This is a genomic window from Microbulbifer flavimaris (assembly GCF_001641755.2).
GTDB lineage: Bacteria > Pseudomonadota > Gammaproteobacteria > Pseudomonadales > Cellvibrionaceae > Microbulbifer > Microbulbifer flavimaris.
On record NZ_LRFG02000001.1, the window covers coordinates 188239 to 203818 of the forward strand.

Below are 15580 nucleotides of genomic sequence, written 5' to 3' on the forward strand. Positions count from 1 at the left end.
GGGCTTTCTCGAAGTAGCGTGGCTCCGACAGTTTCAGCATGGCTACTTCGACATTGTCGAACCATTTTTCCGGGTCCAGTCCGAGCTCTGCTGCCAGTCGCTGGGCGTCGTAAACATGGCCCAGGCCGGCGTTGTAGGAAGCGAGGGTGAACCAGAGTTTTTCGCTCAGCGGAATTGGATCCTTGAAGCGATTGCGGATCCACTCCATGTATTTAACACCTGCCTCAATGTTGCGGTCCGGCTCGAACAGCGGCGGGGGAAAGCCCATATCGGCGCCGGTACGGGGCATAACCTGGAGAAGCCCCTGGGCGCCTACAGGTGACACGGCTTTGGGGTTGAAGTTGCTCTCCTGCCACATCTGTGCAGTGATGAGTCGCCAGTCAAAGTCGCGTTTGAGCGAATTTTTCTTCACCAGTTCATCAAACGGTGACAGATCCTCTCCGGGGACCGCCCTTGCACTGACACGCTGTACCAGGTGTTTGTCCGGTTTGAAATACGCCGCCACGAGCCTGTCAAATTCCTTCCCGCGACTGAAACGGCGCATAAAACGGTCGACCTGCTTGAGTAGATCGCTGTTACCCTTTTTGACCATCCAGGCCTGGGGCAGTGGGTCACTGACTTGCAAGCCAATCTGCAGATCGGGCCGCAGTGCAGCCTGCATCTCAGCGATATAGCCGTCTTCGATGGTGGCGTCATACTCGCCTGCAGCCACCTTATTCAGGACCTCGGCAAACGATTCCTCGGGGGGCGCAATCTGGATTTCCACGTCCAGGCCGTTTTCCTTCAGTGTCCGGGCTGTTTCGATAAAGGACGAATACGCACGTAGAACAATCGTTCGACCGGCAAGGTCACCCAGTGCGGCGATCTGCGGTTGTTTGCGGTTACTGATAATGTTCTGCGGCGTTTCAATAAAAGGCTCGCTGAAGTCGACACCTTTCTTGCGGCGTTGTTCGGTAATGGTTGTGGATGCACCGCCGATATCCGCTTTGCCCTGGGCTACCCAATCCACCAGGTCTTCTTCATAGGGCACGACGATGACCTGGAGCTCCAGCTTGTGCTTATCGGCAAATGCCTTGGCCATCGCATAGTCGAAGCCACGCAGCGTCCCTCGCCAGATGTAGTAGCTGGTCGGGCCGTTGTAAGTGGCGAACCGCAGCACGCCGGACTTTTTGATTGCATGCCAATGGGTGGTCCGCTCGGGTATTTCGGTAACGATTGTGCGGGTGAGGAAGTTGTTGACGCGGGTCTTGAGCCTTTTTGCATCCAGCCGCATCGCCCAGGCAATATCTTCCGGCTCGCTGACTACGGCGCCCATTTTCAGGTCGTGCCGGTATTGCAGAGTGTCCTCGGCAATACCCTCATGTAGAACGGTGACCGCATTGTCGACTTTACTGACCATATCGAACAGGGTATCGCGCTCGGCATTCAGGTAAACTTCCCGCACGGTCAGGTTGGCATCCGGGTTTTCCTCAACCAGTCTCCTGGCCGTCTCTGCATAAGTGCTACCGGCGAGGACAATAAACTCGGTCCCCTTGAGGTTTTTGACATCAGTGATGTCTGGTCCGTTGACACCGGTTACCAACACGTCGGAGGCCTGCCTGATCGGCTGGCTGAAGGCAACAAGCTCTCTCCTCTCTTCGGTATCGGTCAGGTTTTCTGCCACGATATCTGCGCGCCCCTCCTGCACCATCGCAATCGCCTGCTCGGGTGTTTCGGCGATCAGCCAGCGGGGTTCCAGCTTGAGTCGCTGTGCCAGTCTCTCGGCAAGCTCCCGATGACTCTGGGTGACGATGGCTTTACGGGGCAGGTAGCCCTCATTGTCCCCGGTGAGGCTGACGAAGCGGATAATTCCGTGCTCTCGTAGCGCGCTGAGGTCCCCTGTTTCAATGTATTCGGTTTTTTGGACGGGCTCTTCTTCTGCTGGGTTCTCCTCGTAGAACTTTTCCGTATCCTCTACGGCCTCTTCGGCGATCTTTTCCGGGGTAGTCGTTGTTGCTCGTGGCGCGCTCAGGGTCGGGCCCTCAGCAGTGCTCTGCGGTGCAGGTTCCGGAGTCGAAGACTCTCTCGGCCCACCGTCACATGCACCGAGAAAGAGAGCGAGCAGCACGGCCATAAAGAGCACAATGCTGCGTTGAGACTGCGAGTAATCAGCTTTTCTACCAGTTACCATACTGCACTCCGGTAACTTCCACGGGCTGTATTTTAGGGTGACCCGAAGCAAGCCAGTGAGAGAATTGACTTTTCCGTCTTAGCGTCGAAGAGATGGCTGGCCGCAGGTTTTATTAGCGACCAATCCTGCGGTGCAGAGTCACAGAGTGGGCGGGATGCGAAGATGGTTGTCAGGATGAAGTCATCTGTCTTCTTGCGGGCCACCTCGCCGGAGGCCAGATCGGTATACGCGCGATACAGGTCCCTGATGTTGCGCACATACAGGACGGGCTCCTCACCGCGCGCGTAGCCGTAGCGGGCTTTCTCAAAGTAGCGTGGTTCCGATAGTTTGAGCATGGCGACTTCCACGTTGTCAAACCACTTGTCCGGATCCAGGTTGAGCTGCTCGGCCAGTGCCCGGGCGTCCCGCAGGTGTCCGATCCCGGCATTGTATGCGGCCAGCGCGAACCACAATCGCTCATCGGCCGGCAGTTCCTCGTCGAGACGCTCCCTTACCCAGTTGAGGTACTTGGTGCCCGCCTGCAGGGAGTCCTCCGGGTCAAACAGGGGCGGCTGGAAGCCCATTTCTTGAGCAGTCCTTGGCATGACCTGCATCAATCCCTGGGCACCCACCTGTGATTCGGCCCCGGGATCGAAATTACTTTCTTGCCACATCTGCGCGACGACCAGGCGCCAGTCAAGGTTATGCTCGAGGGCATATTTTTTTACCAGCTCATCGTAGGGAGATAGTGGATCACCCGGTTGTATCCGGGTCTTTGCTGCCTTGAGAAGTCGCGGGTTGGGTTTGAAATAATTGTTGACCATAGCCCGGTTTTCTTCGCTGGCGAGAAACGATTCCAGGAAGCTGTTGACCTGCTGGAGCAAACTGGTGTTGCCCTGAGCAACCATCCAGCCCTGGGGGAGAGGGTCAGACACGACCACACCAGCGACGAGATCAGGATAGAGTGCAGACTGCACCTCGGCGAGGTTGCTGTCTTCAAGCGTGGCATCGAATTTACCATTGGCGACGGCGCCGATGATATCTCCGAAAGAAAATTCCTCAGGCGCGGTTTTTATATCGACATCAATGCCCTGTTTTCGCAGCTGGCGAGCGGTATCGATGAAGGCGGAATTGACTTGCAAAGTCAGCTTCCTGCCATCCAGGTCCCTCAGGCTGTTGATTGGAGGGGAATCCTTGTGGCTCAGGACACGCTGTGAGGTTTCCAGAATCGGGATCGTAAACTCCACACCCTCCTTGCGACGGCGCTCTGTAATCGTTGTCACTGCCCCGGCCATGTCCACTTGGCCCGACTCGACCATCTCGGTCAGGTCTGTTGACTCCGGCACGACAATGACTTGCAGCTCGACGTCATTCTCATCGGCAAAACGCCGTACCAGTTCATAGTCCAGGCCATGGAGCGAACCTTTCCAAAGGAGATAGCCGGGGCCATTGTGGGTAGCGAAGCGCAGGATCCCCGACTCCTTGATTGACTCCCAGTCGGAATCCCGGTCCGGTACCTCGGTCACCAGGGTTTTGGTCAGGAAATTATTGATCCGGGTCTTTAATTTCTTTGCGTCTTTTCTCACAGCCCAAACCACCGGGACCGGTTCGCCAATACGGGCACCGATCTTGATTTTGTCACGAAGCCTGGCCAGGGCTTCTGCCCCGGTGCGGGGGACCAGGGCGATGACTGGCTCTTTCTTATCGATCGAGTTCAACAGTAGGGGCCAGAGTTTGGGTAAGGGCAGCTCCCGGACGCTGATATTTGCGGCCGGATTGTCGGCAGCAAAGCGCTGGATTGTCTCAGCTGGCAGGCTGCCCGCAAGTACGGTGACCTCCATGTTTTGCAGCTGGTCGGGGTCACTGATATCGGGGCCATTCTTACCTGTGATCAGCACATGCTCGTCTTCCATCAACGGCTCGGTCAGGCCAAGAATCTCACCGCGCTCCTTGGTGGCGCCAAAATTGTCAGCGATGACATCCGCTTTGCCACTGACAACCATATCCATGGCTTGCTGGGGTGTTTCGACGACCAGGAAATTTGCCTTGACCCCGAGCCTTTCCGCCAGGCGTCTGGCCAGCTCGATATTGCTCTGGCTGACAATCTGGTTTCTCGGCAGCACACCAAGGGAGTCCTCTTCAAAGCGCACAAAGTGAATCACGCCACGCTTCTGGATCTCGGCCAGGTCTTCTCCGCCAGCACCGCTGTCTGGGCGTCTCTGTGAAGTCGCATCATCGGGCCCGGTGTCACCGCACGCCGTGATGCCGGCCACAATCAATATCGTCAATATTGCCCCAAGCCAGTGGCGGAGGAGCGTGCCCGGGCGGGTATTCGCATCGACATTGACCATGGTCACCTCCCGCGCCCAGACACCCACAGCGGGCGTCTCGGGTACGGTGTTGGGAATGGCGGCGGGTGCTCGGGTGAGCAGTTGGGGGCTATTCCCGCATCCTGTGAACGCGCAGATGGTCCAAGCGGGATCGCCTGCTTACCGCCCTTTTGTCAGTGGGAAGGCTAGCGTGGCGGATGCATTGCGGCGAACCTGAGTGGGGGAGGGCTTCCCGGCCGTGGCTCAGTCTACGATCGCAGACAGTTCCCCGTCGGCCAGTCGCGCGTGGATTCGCTGGCCAGGGCGGACAGAACTCGCCCGCTTGATAACCTGCTGTTTGTCGTCGCGCACAATGGCATAACCGCGGTCCAGCACGTTGAGCGGGCTAACGTTATGCAGAAGCTGGGATTGTTGTGCCAATCGCTCCCTGCGACGCTCGAGCTGCAGGCAGATATCCCGATGCAGGCGTTCACTGAGCGCTGCCAGCTGCTGCTGGCGGTCGCGCAGTTCCCGCTCAGGGTGCAAGTGGGCAAAGGCGCTGGTGACCAGCTGTAATTGCCGTTGGCGGTCCTGCAGGTCCTGCCTGATGGCGCCCTTCAGGCGCAGCTCCAGGTGGTCCAGGCGCTGGGCGCGGTTCTGCAGCTGTTCCCGTGGGTGGCGGATGCGGTTTCCGGTCAGTTGCGCCTGCTGGCGCAGGTGGCGAAGTTGCAACTGGATTGCGCGCTGCAGGCGCTGGCGGGTGTCGGTGAAGGTTTGCAGCAACTCTGCGGCATTGGCGCTGGCGATCTCAGCCGCCGCCGATGGGGTTGGCGCACGCAGGTCCGCCGCCAGGTCGGCGATGGTGGTGTCGGTCTCGTGTCCAACCGCGGAGATGGTCGGGATAGGGCATTCCGCCAGGGCGCGGGCGACGATCTCCTCATTGAATGGCCACAGGTCTTCGAGAGAGCCACCACCGCGGCCGACGATCAGCAGGTCGTGGCGGCCCAGCTGGCCGGCGCGGCGTATTGCGGACGCAATCTGCTCTGCCGCACCCTGTCCCTGCACCTGCACCGGCCACAATTCGATCTTGGCGGCGGGGTAGCGCCTGCCCAGCACCTGGATCATGTCGCGCACGGCGGCGCCGGTGGGGGAGGTGACAATGCCGATATTGGCGGGCAGGTAAGGGAGTGGCTTCTTGCGGGCCGGGTCGAACAGGCCCTCCGCCTGTAATCTGGCTTTCAGGGCCTCCAGCTGGCGCATCAACGCTCCAAAGCCGGCTTCCTCCATATGCTCGACGATGAGCTGGTATTCGCCGCGGCCCTCGTAGAGGCTGACCCGGGCGCGAATCAGCACCTCGCGGCCGTTCTCCGGGCGAAAGCGCACACTGCGATTGCGGCCGCGGAACATGGCACAGCGGACCTGGGCCCGGGCGTCCTTGAGGGTGAAGTACCAGTGCCCGGAGCTGGGGGCGGCAAAATTGGAGATCTCCCCGCTGACCCACAGCAGCGGCACGCTGCTTTCCAGCAGGTGCTTGACCTCGCGGTTGAGGTCACTGACCGAGAGGACACTGCGTTTCGGGCCGGAGCTGGGCGGGGTCGATAGCATTTCTGACTCGCGAGGGTGAATTGGGTGGGCCAATATTGCAGTATCGGGAAACCAGGTAAAGTGCTTTGCCAACCCCGACGCCAAACCCGGTTGCAATGGTGCAAAAATGGGCTTTCGTTGCCCGGGAACTTGCGGCTATAATCGCGCCGATACCCAATCCCGCACTTTCGAGGTTTGAGTGTCCATGTCTGAATCTGGTCTGCGCATTGCGCGCGAAGCTCTCACATTTGACGATGTCCTGCTGGTACCCGGCTATTCCGAGGTGACCGCCAAGGATGTCTCCCTGAAGACCAAGCTGTCTCGCAACATCTCCCTGAATATGCCCCTCGTATCCGCCGCGATGGACACGGTGACTGAGTCGCGCCTGGCCATTGCCCTGGCCCAGGAAGGCGGTATCGGCATCATCCACAAAAGCATGTCCATCGAGGACCAGGCCCTGGCGGTCCGTGCGGTCAAGAAATTCGAAGCGGGTGTGGTCAAGGATCCGATCACCATCGAGTCCAATGCCACAGTGCGCGAACTGATTGCCCTGACCACCCACCACAACATCTCCGGCGTACCGGTGATGGAGAAGGGCAACCTGGTGGGGATCGTCACCAGCCGCGACGTGCGTTTCCAGACCGACCTGGATGCTACCGTCGCCAGCATCATGACGCCCAGCGAGCGACTGGTAACGGTTGAAGAGGGCGCCGCGCCCCAGAAAGTCCAGGAGTTGTTGCACAAGCACCGCATCGAGAAGGTGCTGGTGGTCAACAACGACCTCGAGCTGCGCGGCCTGATCACCGTCAAGGATTTCAACAAGGCGGAACAGTACCCCAATTCCTGCAAGGACGCCGATGGCCGCCTGCGTGTAGGCGCGTCTGTTGGCACCAGCCCGGATACCGACGACCGCGTCGCCGCACTGGTGGAGGCCGGTGTGGACGTGCTGGTGGTGGACACCGCCCACGGTCACTCCCGCAATGTGATCGAGCGCGTACGCCGTATCAAGCAGATGCACCCGCAGGTTGATGTGATCGGCGGCAACATCGCCACGGCTGAAGCGGCCAAAGCGTTGCTGGAGGCGGGCGCAGATGCAGTGAAAGTGGGTATTGGCCCGGGCTCCATCTGTACCACCCGCATCGTCAGTGGTGTGGGCGTGCCGCAGATCAGTGCCATTGCCGAAGTGGCGAAGGCGCTGGAAGGCACTGACGTCCCCCTGATTGCCGATGGCGGCATCCGCTTCTCCGGTGATATCGCCAAGGCCATCGTCGCCGGTGCCCACTCCGTGATGATGGGCTCCATGTTCGCCGGTACCGAGGAGGCGCCGGGCGAGGTGGAGTTGTATCAGGGCCGTACCTATAAATCCTACCGCGGTATGGGCTCCCTGGGCGCCATGTCACGCACCCAGGGGTCTTCCGACCGCTACTTCCAGGACGCCAGCAAGGGCGCCGAGAAGCTGGTGCCGGAGGGTATCGAGGGTCGTGTACCCTACAAAGGGCCCATCGCTGCCATCGTGCACCAGATGATGGGCGGCCTGCGCTCCGCCATGGGCTACACCGGCAGCGCGAGCATTGAAACCATGCGTACCCGCCCCGAGTTCGTGCGGGTAACCTCGGCGGGCATGGGCGAGTCCCACGTCCATGATGTGACCATCACCAAGGAAGCGCCCAACTACCCGGTGGGCGGCCGTTGATGGCAGCTGTGCCGCGATAGCGATATCGCGGCAACATCTATTCTTTTTCCAAGGTGAGCGGACCCCGTCGGGTCCGTTCGCAGTTTCTGGGTATAACCCCTGATCGACCGAGTAAGCCATGTCTCAAGATATTCATGCCAGCCGAATTCTGATTCTCGACTTCGGCTCCCAGTACACCCAGCTGATTGCCCGCCGCGTGCGCGAACTGGGCGTCTTCTCTGAAATCCGCGCCTTCGACATGAGCGAGGAAGAGATCCGCGAGTACAACCCGCAGGGCATTATCCTTGCCGGTGGCCCGGAGTCGGTGCCGGAGGAAGGCTCCCCCCGCGCGCCAGAGGTGGTGTACGAACTGGGTGTGCCGGTGCTGGGGATCTGCTACGGCATGCAGACCATGGCGCATCAGCTGGGCGGCGCCGTGCAGGGCAGTGATATCCGTGAATTTGGTTACGCCCAGGTAAAAGTGGAAGGCAGTTCTGCCCTGCTGCACGACATCAAAGACCACCTGGATGGCGATGGCCATGCGCTCCTCGACGTGTGGATGAGCCATGGTGACAAAGTCGTCGGCATGCCCGAGGGCTTTGAACTGATGGCGTCCACCGGATCCTGCCCCATAGCCGGCATGTACCATGCGGAGAAGAACTTCTTCGGTGTGCAGTTCCACCCGGAGGTGACCCACACCCTGCAGGGCAAGCGCATCTACGAGCACTTCGTGATCGAGATCTGTGGCTGCCAGAAGCTGTGGACGCCGGCCAATATTATCGAAGACTCCATCGCCAGGGTGCGCGAGCAGGTAGGCAGCGGCAAGGTGCTGCTGGGCCTCTCCGGCGGCGTGGACAGTTCCGTGGTGGCCGCGCTCCTGCACAAGGCCATTGGCGACCAGCTTACCTGTGTATTTGTGGACAACGGCCTGCTGCGCAAGAACGAGGGCGATCAGGTCATGGAAATGTTCGCCGAGAACATGGGCGTGAAAGTGATCCGTGCCGATGCCGAGGACCTGTTCCTGTCCCGGCTCGCGGGTGAGGATGAACCGGAAGCCAAGCGCAAGATCATCGGCAATACCTTTATCGAGATCTTTGACGAGGAAGCCGCCAAGCTCAAGGATGTGAACTACCTGGCCCAGGGCACCATCTATCCGGACGTAATTGAGTCCGCTGCTGCCAAGACCGGCAAGGCCCACGTGATCAAATCTCACCACAATGTGGGTGGTCTGCCGGAAGACATGAAGATGGAGCTGGTGGAGCCGCTGCGGGAGCTGTTCAAGGATGAAGTCCGCAAGATCGGCCTGGAGCTGGGCCTGCCCTACGACATGGTCTACCGCCATCCCTTCCCCGGGCCGGGCCTGGGTGTGCGTATTCTCGGTGAGGTGAAGAAGAACTACGCCGATATCCTGCGCGAGGCGGATGCGATCTTTATCGAGGAGCTGCACAACGCGGACTGGTACCACAAGACCAGCCAGGCGTTTGCCGTATTCCTGCCGGTGAAGTCGGTCGGCGTCGTTGGCGACGGCCGTCGTTACGAATACGTCATTGCCCTGCGTGCGGTTGAGACCGTGGATTTCATGACCGCCCGCTGGGCGCACCTGCCCTACGAGCTGATCGAGAAGGTGTCCAACCGCATCATCAACGAGATCGAGCATGTCTCGCGAGTGACCTACGACGTCTCCAGCAAGCCCCCCGCTACGATCGAGTGGGAGTAGGGCGCAGATATTCGCTCCCGGGACACCCGGGAGCGAGCTTTGAATCCCGGTTCGACTCCCCGTTCCTGTACTCCCCAGAGGACGCTTCACGGTCTGTTTTTTGATCTGAAATCGCAGCAAAGCTGTTGCCGGCTTCTTGCTGTGGACTCAAGTCAGCGACCCCTCTCTCCAGTCACGATAGTTTGCGCCGAGAAGCACCTGAGATGGTCGCCGGGCATTGACTTTCGCGAGTGACACCAACAAGCCTTTCCACAGCAAAGCGCCAGCCTGTCAAGAGCTGAATTTAGCTTCAAATGTTGTCAAGCCTGTTTTAGAGGGCTGCGTAACCTATTGATTTTTAAGCGGATATTGCCTTGATTAAATTTTCTTCACATTGAGGTTACAACGGTGTCATGGGGGCTGGCGGGGATTTCCCGGTATTTGCGCACAGAGATATCCACAGATTCTGTGGACGGCGTAGACGACGCTTCTCCATCTGTCGAATAAAAAAGCAAAGCCGGCGCGGAATTCCTCTAGCAGTCAAAAAAGATGAGTTTGGCGGCAAAAAAATACCCGGCCTGGGGCCGGGTATTGGATAGGCGTGAATGTCTGAATTGACGGGTTTGACTAGCGGAAGCGCATCTCCACGCGGCGGTTCGCAGCGCGGCCTTCCGCTGTGTCGTTGGTCGCCACCGGTTGTGTCTCTCCATAGCCGTTGGCGGACAGCTGTTCGGCGGCGACACCATTGCGAATCAGGTAGGCGCGCACGCTGTTGGCCCGCTGCTGGGACAGGCGAAGATTGAAGTTGTCGTTACCCTGGCTGTCGGTGTGGCCGGCAATTTCCACAAGGGTATCCGGCTGGCTGCGCAGTGCCTGCGACACGTTGAGCAGGGCTTCCTGCGCTGCCGGCTTCAGGTTGGCGGAGCCGGTCTCGAAGTGAATATCCGCCAGTGTGATGGTCTGGTTGGCGATCACGCAGCCATCGCTATCGACCCGGGCGCCGGGCAGGGTATCCGGACAACGGTCGTCCCGATCCATCACCCCGTCACCATCGGAGTCCCTCAGGTTGACCTCCACCGGTCCCCGGTCAACGGGCTCCGGTGCTTTTGCATAGACGGGCGGTGGTGGGCAGCGCAGTGGAATGCTGATGCCGAAGCCAAATTGCCAGTCGTTCATTCCATTCTCAAAGAAATCGTGCAGGTAGCGAACCTCTGCCCGCAGGCGGATACCACGGCGGGAGATTTCCTGGGTGGTGATACCCGCTGCCAGGTTGATAAAGGCATTGGTCTCGTCGTCTTCGTCGGGAAGGACGTCGTCATAGACGGCCCCAAAGCCGGCGAGCACGTACGGGGTATACCAATCCCGGTCCCCGAACTGGTAAGTGGTGTCAAAGCCGATGCCTGCCATATAGAAATCGGACTGGTCGGTAAACTCATCGGTTTCGAAGACATCTTCCGTTTCGAGGATTGCCCCGAACACCTGCACCTCGGAGTACCAGGGACCAGTCCAGCCCCAGCCGTAGGCAGCGCGGAGGCCGCCGTTCTGTAGTTCGGTATTGCGGTCGCGGTCGACCCGGGTGAAGTACGGCATCAGGTCCAGGTAACCATCCTCTGGGCCTTCCGCCAGGGCGGGAGCCGCAGCGGCGATGGCGGTGGAAAGCGCTAGCAAGTGGGCGAAAAATCGACGCATGGGATCATCCTTGTTGTCTCTGTTATTGCTTCCTGGCGTCAGGGCGCGAAAAATTTCCCTGAATGACTTTTTTGTTGGGACAGGTTTTCCTGAGTTATTTAGACCAATAAGGCGACAGCGCCAAGGGGCTGGCGCGGAAAATGTGTTCTTTGGCGGAATTTGCGTTGGAATGGGGTGCCTCGCCCGCCAGCTGTCCTGCGCGGGCAGTATCGAGAGAATTTACAGTTGGTGGCGGAAACTGATCAGGGCGGCGGTCACGGCGACGTTCAGGCTCTCGACGTCATTCTTCATTGGTATGCGGACGAGACGGGAGCACTGCTTGGTGACTCCTTCGCTCACCCCGCGGGTCTCATTGCCGAGCACAAAAATGGTCGGCCTGTCGCCGGGAACCGCAGAGAGTGTGTCTTGCGCATGGGATGAAAGCCCGCAGACCTCTGCACCGGAGGCGCGGAACTGTTCCAGTGTCGGCGCGAGGGAATCACAGCGGAGTATGCGGGTCTTGAACAGGGTGCCGGTACTGGCCTTGATGACCAGTGGATCGATCTGCGCACAGCCCTTGCGGGGCAGCAGAATGCCATCGATGCCACCGGCGCAGGCGGAGCGGATGATCATGCCGAGGTTCTGCGGGTTGGTGATGCCATCCAGTGCCAGAAGCTCGTAGTTTTCATGCTTTTCTTCGAGAAAGCGGGCCGAGGTACCGTAATGGGGGAGCGCCAGGTCCAGCGCGACCCCCTGATCCTGTCGGGCGTTCTTTGAGATCCGCGACAGGCCCTTCCGGTCCCAGTGGGCTATATCAATTCGGCGCTCTGTAGCCAATTGCTCCATGCGTGCGATCAGCTGGTCGCGGCGGTTGCTGTTGGCCAGGTGCAGTTTGTGCACTGGTAGAGACAGGTCCTCCAGTGCCTCCAGCACCGGCTTGCGCCCATAGATGGTCAACAGGCTGTCGTAGAAGGCCCGCTTCTGCAGGTATTCGGGGGAGTCTTTCACTGCGCGCTTCCGTTCAAGAGGGCGTTGAGTTCTTCAGCCGCATCCTTGGGCAGGTTGCCGCGGCGAGCCAACTCTACACAGGCGAGCCCGAGATGGCGATAGTTCGCCGCCAGGAGGGGCGAGGTTTGCGCCAGGGCCTCGAGCTGCTTTGCCACCGTGCCGGCATCGCCCCGGGCAATGGGGCCGGTCAGGGAAGCTGCTGGCCCCAGCTCCATATTGTTGCGGGCGGTCTGCAGGACAATCGGTTGCAGCAGTGCCCGGGCTTCTTTTTCATCAATGCCCGCGACGGCAAAACACTGCAGGCTGAGATCCATTAGGGCTGTCAGGTAGTTACAGGCAAACACCGAGCCGGCGTGGTAAAGGGTTTTGTGCTCGGAGGCGATGGTGAGGGTCCGGCAATCCAGCGCGTTGAATGCGGCACTCAATTCCGCCTGGGCCGCGGCCTCACCCTCGATAGCTACCGACGTACCGGCGAGTGTTTCCAGCGAGCGCGCCGGTTCGGCGAAACTGTGCACCGGATGTGCGCTGGCCAGGGTGGCGGAGCGGCAGGATGCCAGTACCTGTGAATCCAGTGCCCCGCTGCAGTGAAAAACGAGCGGCCGGGGGGCATCGATGGGCGATGCCGATAAAGTTTCCAGGTGAACTGAGAGCTCTTCCGCAAGGCTGCCGATCTGGGCATCACCGGAGGCAATCAGCCAGCAGTCCGCGGCGGGCATCTCGCCAATCGAGCTGGCCGCTTTGCCCGCGCCAATAAAACGCACTGCGGCAAGGGCGCTCTTCAGTGAGCGGTTGCACACCGCCCCTACCTGAAAAACCCCCCGATCCTGCCACAGGCGGCCGAGGGTGCGGCCGAGCTTGCCGGCGCCGATGATGTTGAGGGTTTTCATGCAGGCATTTTCCCTGTGTTCTGCGCGTCGCCGAATGGCCAGACAGAACCCCGTGGCGATTGCACTGCGGGGTCGTTCGCTAGTCGAGCTGCAAGAACGGGTACGGCGAGCGCTGCCCGCCGGCAGTCAGTTGCCGCCCAGGCAGTTGAGGTAGGCCGAAACCGCGTTGGCGAGGCCCATATTCAGGGCATCCACCGTCAGGGCATGGCCGATGGAGACCTCCTGCAGGCCCGGCAGGGTGCGGTAGCGGGGCAGGTTGATCAGGTTGAGGTCGTGGCCGGCGTTGATGCCGAGCCCCAGGGTTCGTGCATGCTCCGCTGCGGCGCAGTGAGCGGCAAAGATCGAGTCGAGCTGGTCGCTCTGTCGTGCCACTGCTTCGGCGTAGGGGCCGGTGTAGAGCTCGATCCTGTCTGCGCCCACTTCCCGCGCCAGGCTGATCTGCTCGAGGTCCGGGTCCATAAACAGGCTGACGCGGATATTGGCAGACTTCAGTTGTTCGATGATCGGCTCCAGCCGGGCGCCGTCGCGCTTCAGGTCAAAACCGTGGTCGGAGGTGAGCTGGTCATTGCTGTCGGGGACCAGGGTGCACTGGTCGGGGGCCGTCTCCAGCACCAGCGGCATCAGTCCGGGGTAATCCCCCATGGGGCCGGCGAAGGGATTGCCCTCCACATTGAATTCGATGCCATCGTGGCCGGCGCAGAGCTTGGCCAGGTTGCGCACATCACCTGGACGGATATGGCGCTGGTCTGGCCGTGGATGGACGGTGAGACCCTGGGCGCCGGTCTCCAGGCAGGTGCGGCCATGGGCCACCACATCCGGGAAGTTACCCTCGCGGGAATTGCGAATCAGGGCGATCTTGTTCAGGTTCACGCTGAGTGCTATCACGGCTCACCCCTCCTTCGACTGCGGGTTTTGTGCTGTGCCATCACGGCGCTTGGCTTCGAGGATCCGGACCGGCACGTTCGGCGCATTGGGGTAGGCCCGATACAGTCCCTGTGGCTCTGCAGCGATTTTTTCCACCACCTCCATCCCCTCAATGACCTTTCCAAACACGGTATAGCCCGGTTTGTCCTCGCTGGCATCCAGGTGGCTGTTGTTGGAGAGGTTGATAAAGAACTGCGAAGTAGCGCTGTCCGGACTGCTGTGCCGGGCCATGGCCAGGGTGCCGCGGGTGTTGGGCAGCCCGTTGGCGGACTCGTTGGCGATAGGCTCGCCGGTCTCTTTCTTCTGGAAGTCGAAGGTCAGGCCACCTGTCTGGGCCATAAAGCCCGGGATCACGCGGTGGAAGATCACACCGTTATAAAAGCCGCTGTCGACGTAGCCGAGAAAGTTTTCCACGGTGACCGGTGCCTTGTCCGCGTACAGCTCCACGCGGATGGTTCCGAGGTCGGTCTTCAAGTCTACTTTGGGGTTGGCGGCAATGGCGGGCAGGGCCAGCAATGTGGCGAGTACAAGCGCGCATAATAGACGCATGTTGTGTTCCTTTTCCTTGGACACGCCCCCCGGAGCGAGGGCGTGGGTGTCACGGGTAGACGGCCTCAGTTGGCCCACTCGGAGTTGCGGCGGCGCCGACGGAAGTGAGGCGCGATCATGGCGAGGATAGCACCGGCGGCCACAGACAAGGCACCGTACATATACCACTTGTGCTGCTCACTGGCTGAAAGGCGCTGGATTTCCGCCTCGGACATCACCTGCTTTTGCTTCAGTAGCTCATGCTGGTGCAGCAGTTTCTGGTGGCGCTGGTTCAGTGCCACGGCATCGGCCGACAGGGCCTGGATGTCCTTCAGTTCTTTCGCCAGCTGGGCAGCTTTTTCCTCTGCACTGGTCAGCTTGCCGGTCAGCTCCTGGTTCTCTGCCTCCAGACGACGAACCTCACCGCCCAGGTTGCCCTCCATTTTTTCAAAACGCTCGAGGTTGGCTTCGGCGCGCTGCAGTTTGATGTCAGCAGTGGGTTCGCTCACCAGGTATTGGCGGCGAAGCCAGCCTTCCTCGCCGGCGGGGGTGCGCACCTTGGCCCAGCCGTCAGCGGGGGCATCTTCGAGCAGAACCAGCTTGGTGCCGCTCGGCAGTCCCCGGTGCAGGATGCGGAATTCGTTGCCCTTGCCGGAGCGCAGGGGAACGTGCAGCTGGTCGGTAATATAACGATTGCCGCCGCTCTGTGCGGATGTGTTGAAGCTCGCTGCGAGCAGCGCAGCGGTGGCGAGTGCGGTCAGTGATTTCATCATTTTGATACAGCGTTTTTTATCGGTTTGCGATTCGGTAGCGATCAGGGCAGCACGGCCTTGAAGGGTTTCACGATGACGTTGGCATAGACACCTGCGGTGACATAGGGGTCGGCGTCGGCCCAGGCACGGGCGTCGTCCAGGGAGTCGAATTCTGCAACTACCAGGCTGCCGGTAAAGCCGGCTTCACCGGGATCTTCGCTGTCGATAGCGGGGTGGGGGCCCGCCACCAGCAGGCGTCCCTCATCCTTGAGGCGGTTCAGGCGCGCCAGGTGATCCGGCCGCGCCCCCTTGCGCTTGGCCAGGCTGTCGCTCACGTCTTCGCTGATAATGGCATACCACATGGTCGAATTATGCTCTTATGTAATGTGAAGGGTTTTAAGGG

The 15580-nt window shown here is 60.3% G+C and carries 11 protein-coding genes and 1 pseudogene; 2 read left to right on the plus strand and 10 right to left on the minus strand.

Annotated features, from left to right (window positions below; genetic code table 11):
• Nucleotides 1-100: 100 nt before the first annotated feature.
• The 3 genes and pseudogenes from AWR36_RS00860 to xseA form a co-directional block, all read right to left on the minus strand.
• Nucleotides 101-2170 (minus strand): annotated as a pseudogene (locus tag AWR36_RS00860) (transporter substrate-binding domain-containing protein); the annotation flags it as partial.
• Nucleotides 2171-2202: 32 nt separating this feature from the next.
• The gene (locus tag AWR36_RS00865) at nucleotides 2203-4500 is read right to left on the minus strand and encodes an MltF family protein (RefSeq protein WP_082679318.1); all 2298 of its coding nucleotides are present in this window, start codon (nucleotides 4498-4500) and stop codon (nucleotides 2203-2205) included.
• 222 nt (nucleotides 4501-4722) lie between these two features.
• The gene (gene xseA / locus AWR36_RS00870) at nucleotides 4723-6063 is read right to left on the minus strand and encodes an exodeoxyribonuclease VII large subunit (RefSeq protein WP_067079783.1); all 1341 of its coding nucleotides are present in this window, start codon (nucleotides 6061-6063) and stop codon (nucleotides 4723-4725) included.
• Nucleotides 6064-6247: 184 nt separating this feature from the next.
• Between xseA and guaB the strand changes: the two genes are divergently transcribed.
• Nucleotides 6248-7735 carry an IMP dehydrogenase gene (gene guaB / locus AWR36_RS00875; RefSeq protein ID WP_067079785.1) on the plus strand — a complete coding sequence of 496 codons (1488 nt, stop codon included), beginning with the start codon at nucleotides 6248-6250 and terminating at the stop codon, nucleotides 7733-7735.
• A gap of 118 nt (nucleotides 7736-7853) precedes the next feature.
• Nucleotides 7854-9431, plus strand: a complete 1578-nt coding sequence (gene guaA, locus AWR36_RS00880) for a glutamine-hydrolyzing GMP synthase (RefSeq protein WP_067079786.1) — start codon at nucleotides 7854-7856, stop codon at nucleotides 9429-9431.
• Nucleotides 9432-10037: 606 nt separating this feature from the next.
• Here the strand turns inward: guaA and AWR36_RS00885 are convergent.
• The 7 genes from AWR36_RS00885 to AWR36_RS00915 all read right to left on the minus strand — a co-directional run bounded on the left by AWR36_RS00885 (nucleotide 10038) and on the right by AWR36_RS00915 (nucleotide 15539).
• The gene (locus AWR36_RS00885; RefSeq protein WP_067079788.1) at nucleotides 10038-11099 is read right to left on the minus strand and encodes an OmpA family protein; all 1062 of its coding nucleotides are present in this window, start codon (nucleotides 11097-11099) and stop codon (nucleotides 10038-10040) included.
• Between the two features lie 219 nt (nucleotides 11100-11318).
• Nucleotides 11319-12086 (minus strand): TrmH family RNA methyltransferase, encoded by a 768-nt coding sequence (locus AWR36_RS00890; protein WP_067079790.1) that lies wholly within the window; start codon nucleotides 12084-12086, stop codon nucleotides 11319-11321.
• The gene (locus tag AWR36_RS00895; RefSeq protein WP_067079791.1) at nucleotides 12083-12973 is read right to left on the minus strand and encodes a Rossmann-like and DUF2520 domain-containing protein; all 891 of its coding nucleotides are present in this window, start codon (nucleotides 12971-12973) and stop codon (nucleotides 12083-12085) included. The genes AWR36_RS00890 and AWR36_RS00895 overlap by 4 nt, the downstream gene beginning before the upstream one ends.
• 126 nt (nucleotides 12974-13099) lie before the next feature.
• Nucleotides 13100-13858 carry a pyridoxine 5'-phosphate synthase gene (locus AWR36_RS00900; RefSeq protein WP_067079793.1) on the minus strand — a complete coding sequence of 253 codons (759 nt, stop codon included), beginning with the start codon at nucleotides 13856-13858 and terminating at the stop codon, nucleotides 13100-13102.
• A 3-nt stretch (nucleotides 13859-13861) separates the two neighbouring features.
• The gene (locus AWR36_RS00905; protein ID WP_067079795.1) at nucleotides 13862-14446 is read right to left on the minus strand and encodes a peptidylprolyl isomerase; all 585 of its coding nucleotides are present in this window, start codon (nucleotides 14444-14446) and stop codon (nucleotides 13862-13864) included.
• A gap of 65 nt (nucleotides 14447-14511) precedes the next feature.
• Nucleotides 14512-15198, minus strand: a complete 687-nt coding sequence (locus tag AWR36_RS00910) for a TIGR04211 family SH3 domain-containing protein (protein WP_067079799.1) — start codon at nucleotides 15196-15198, stop codon at nucleotides 14512-14514.
• A gap of 41 nt (nucleotides 15199-15239) precedes the next feature.
• Nucleotides 15240-15539, minus strand: a complete 300-nt coding sequence (locus AWR36_RS00915; RefSeq protein ID WP_067079800.1) for a YciI family protein — start codon at nucleotides 15537-15539, stop codon at nucleotides 15240-15242.
• Nucleotides 15540-15580 lie beyond the last annotated feature (41 nt).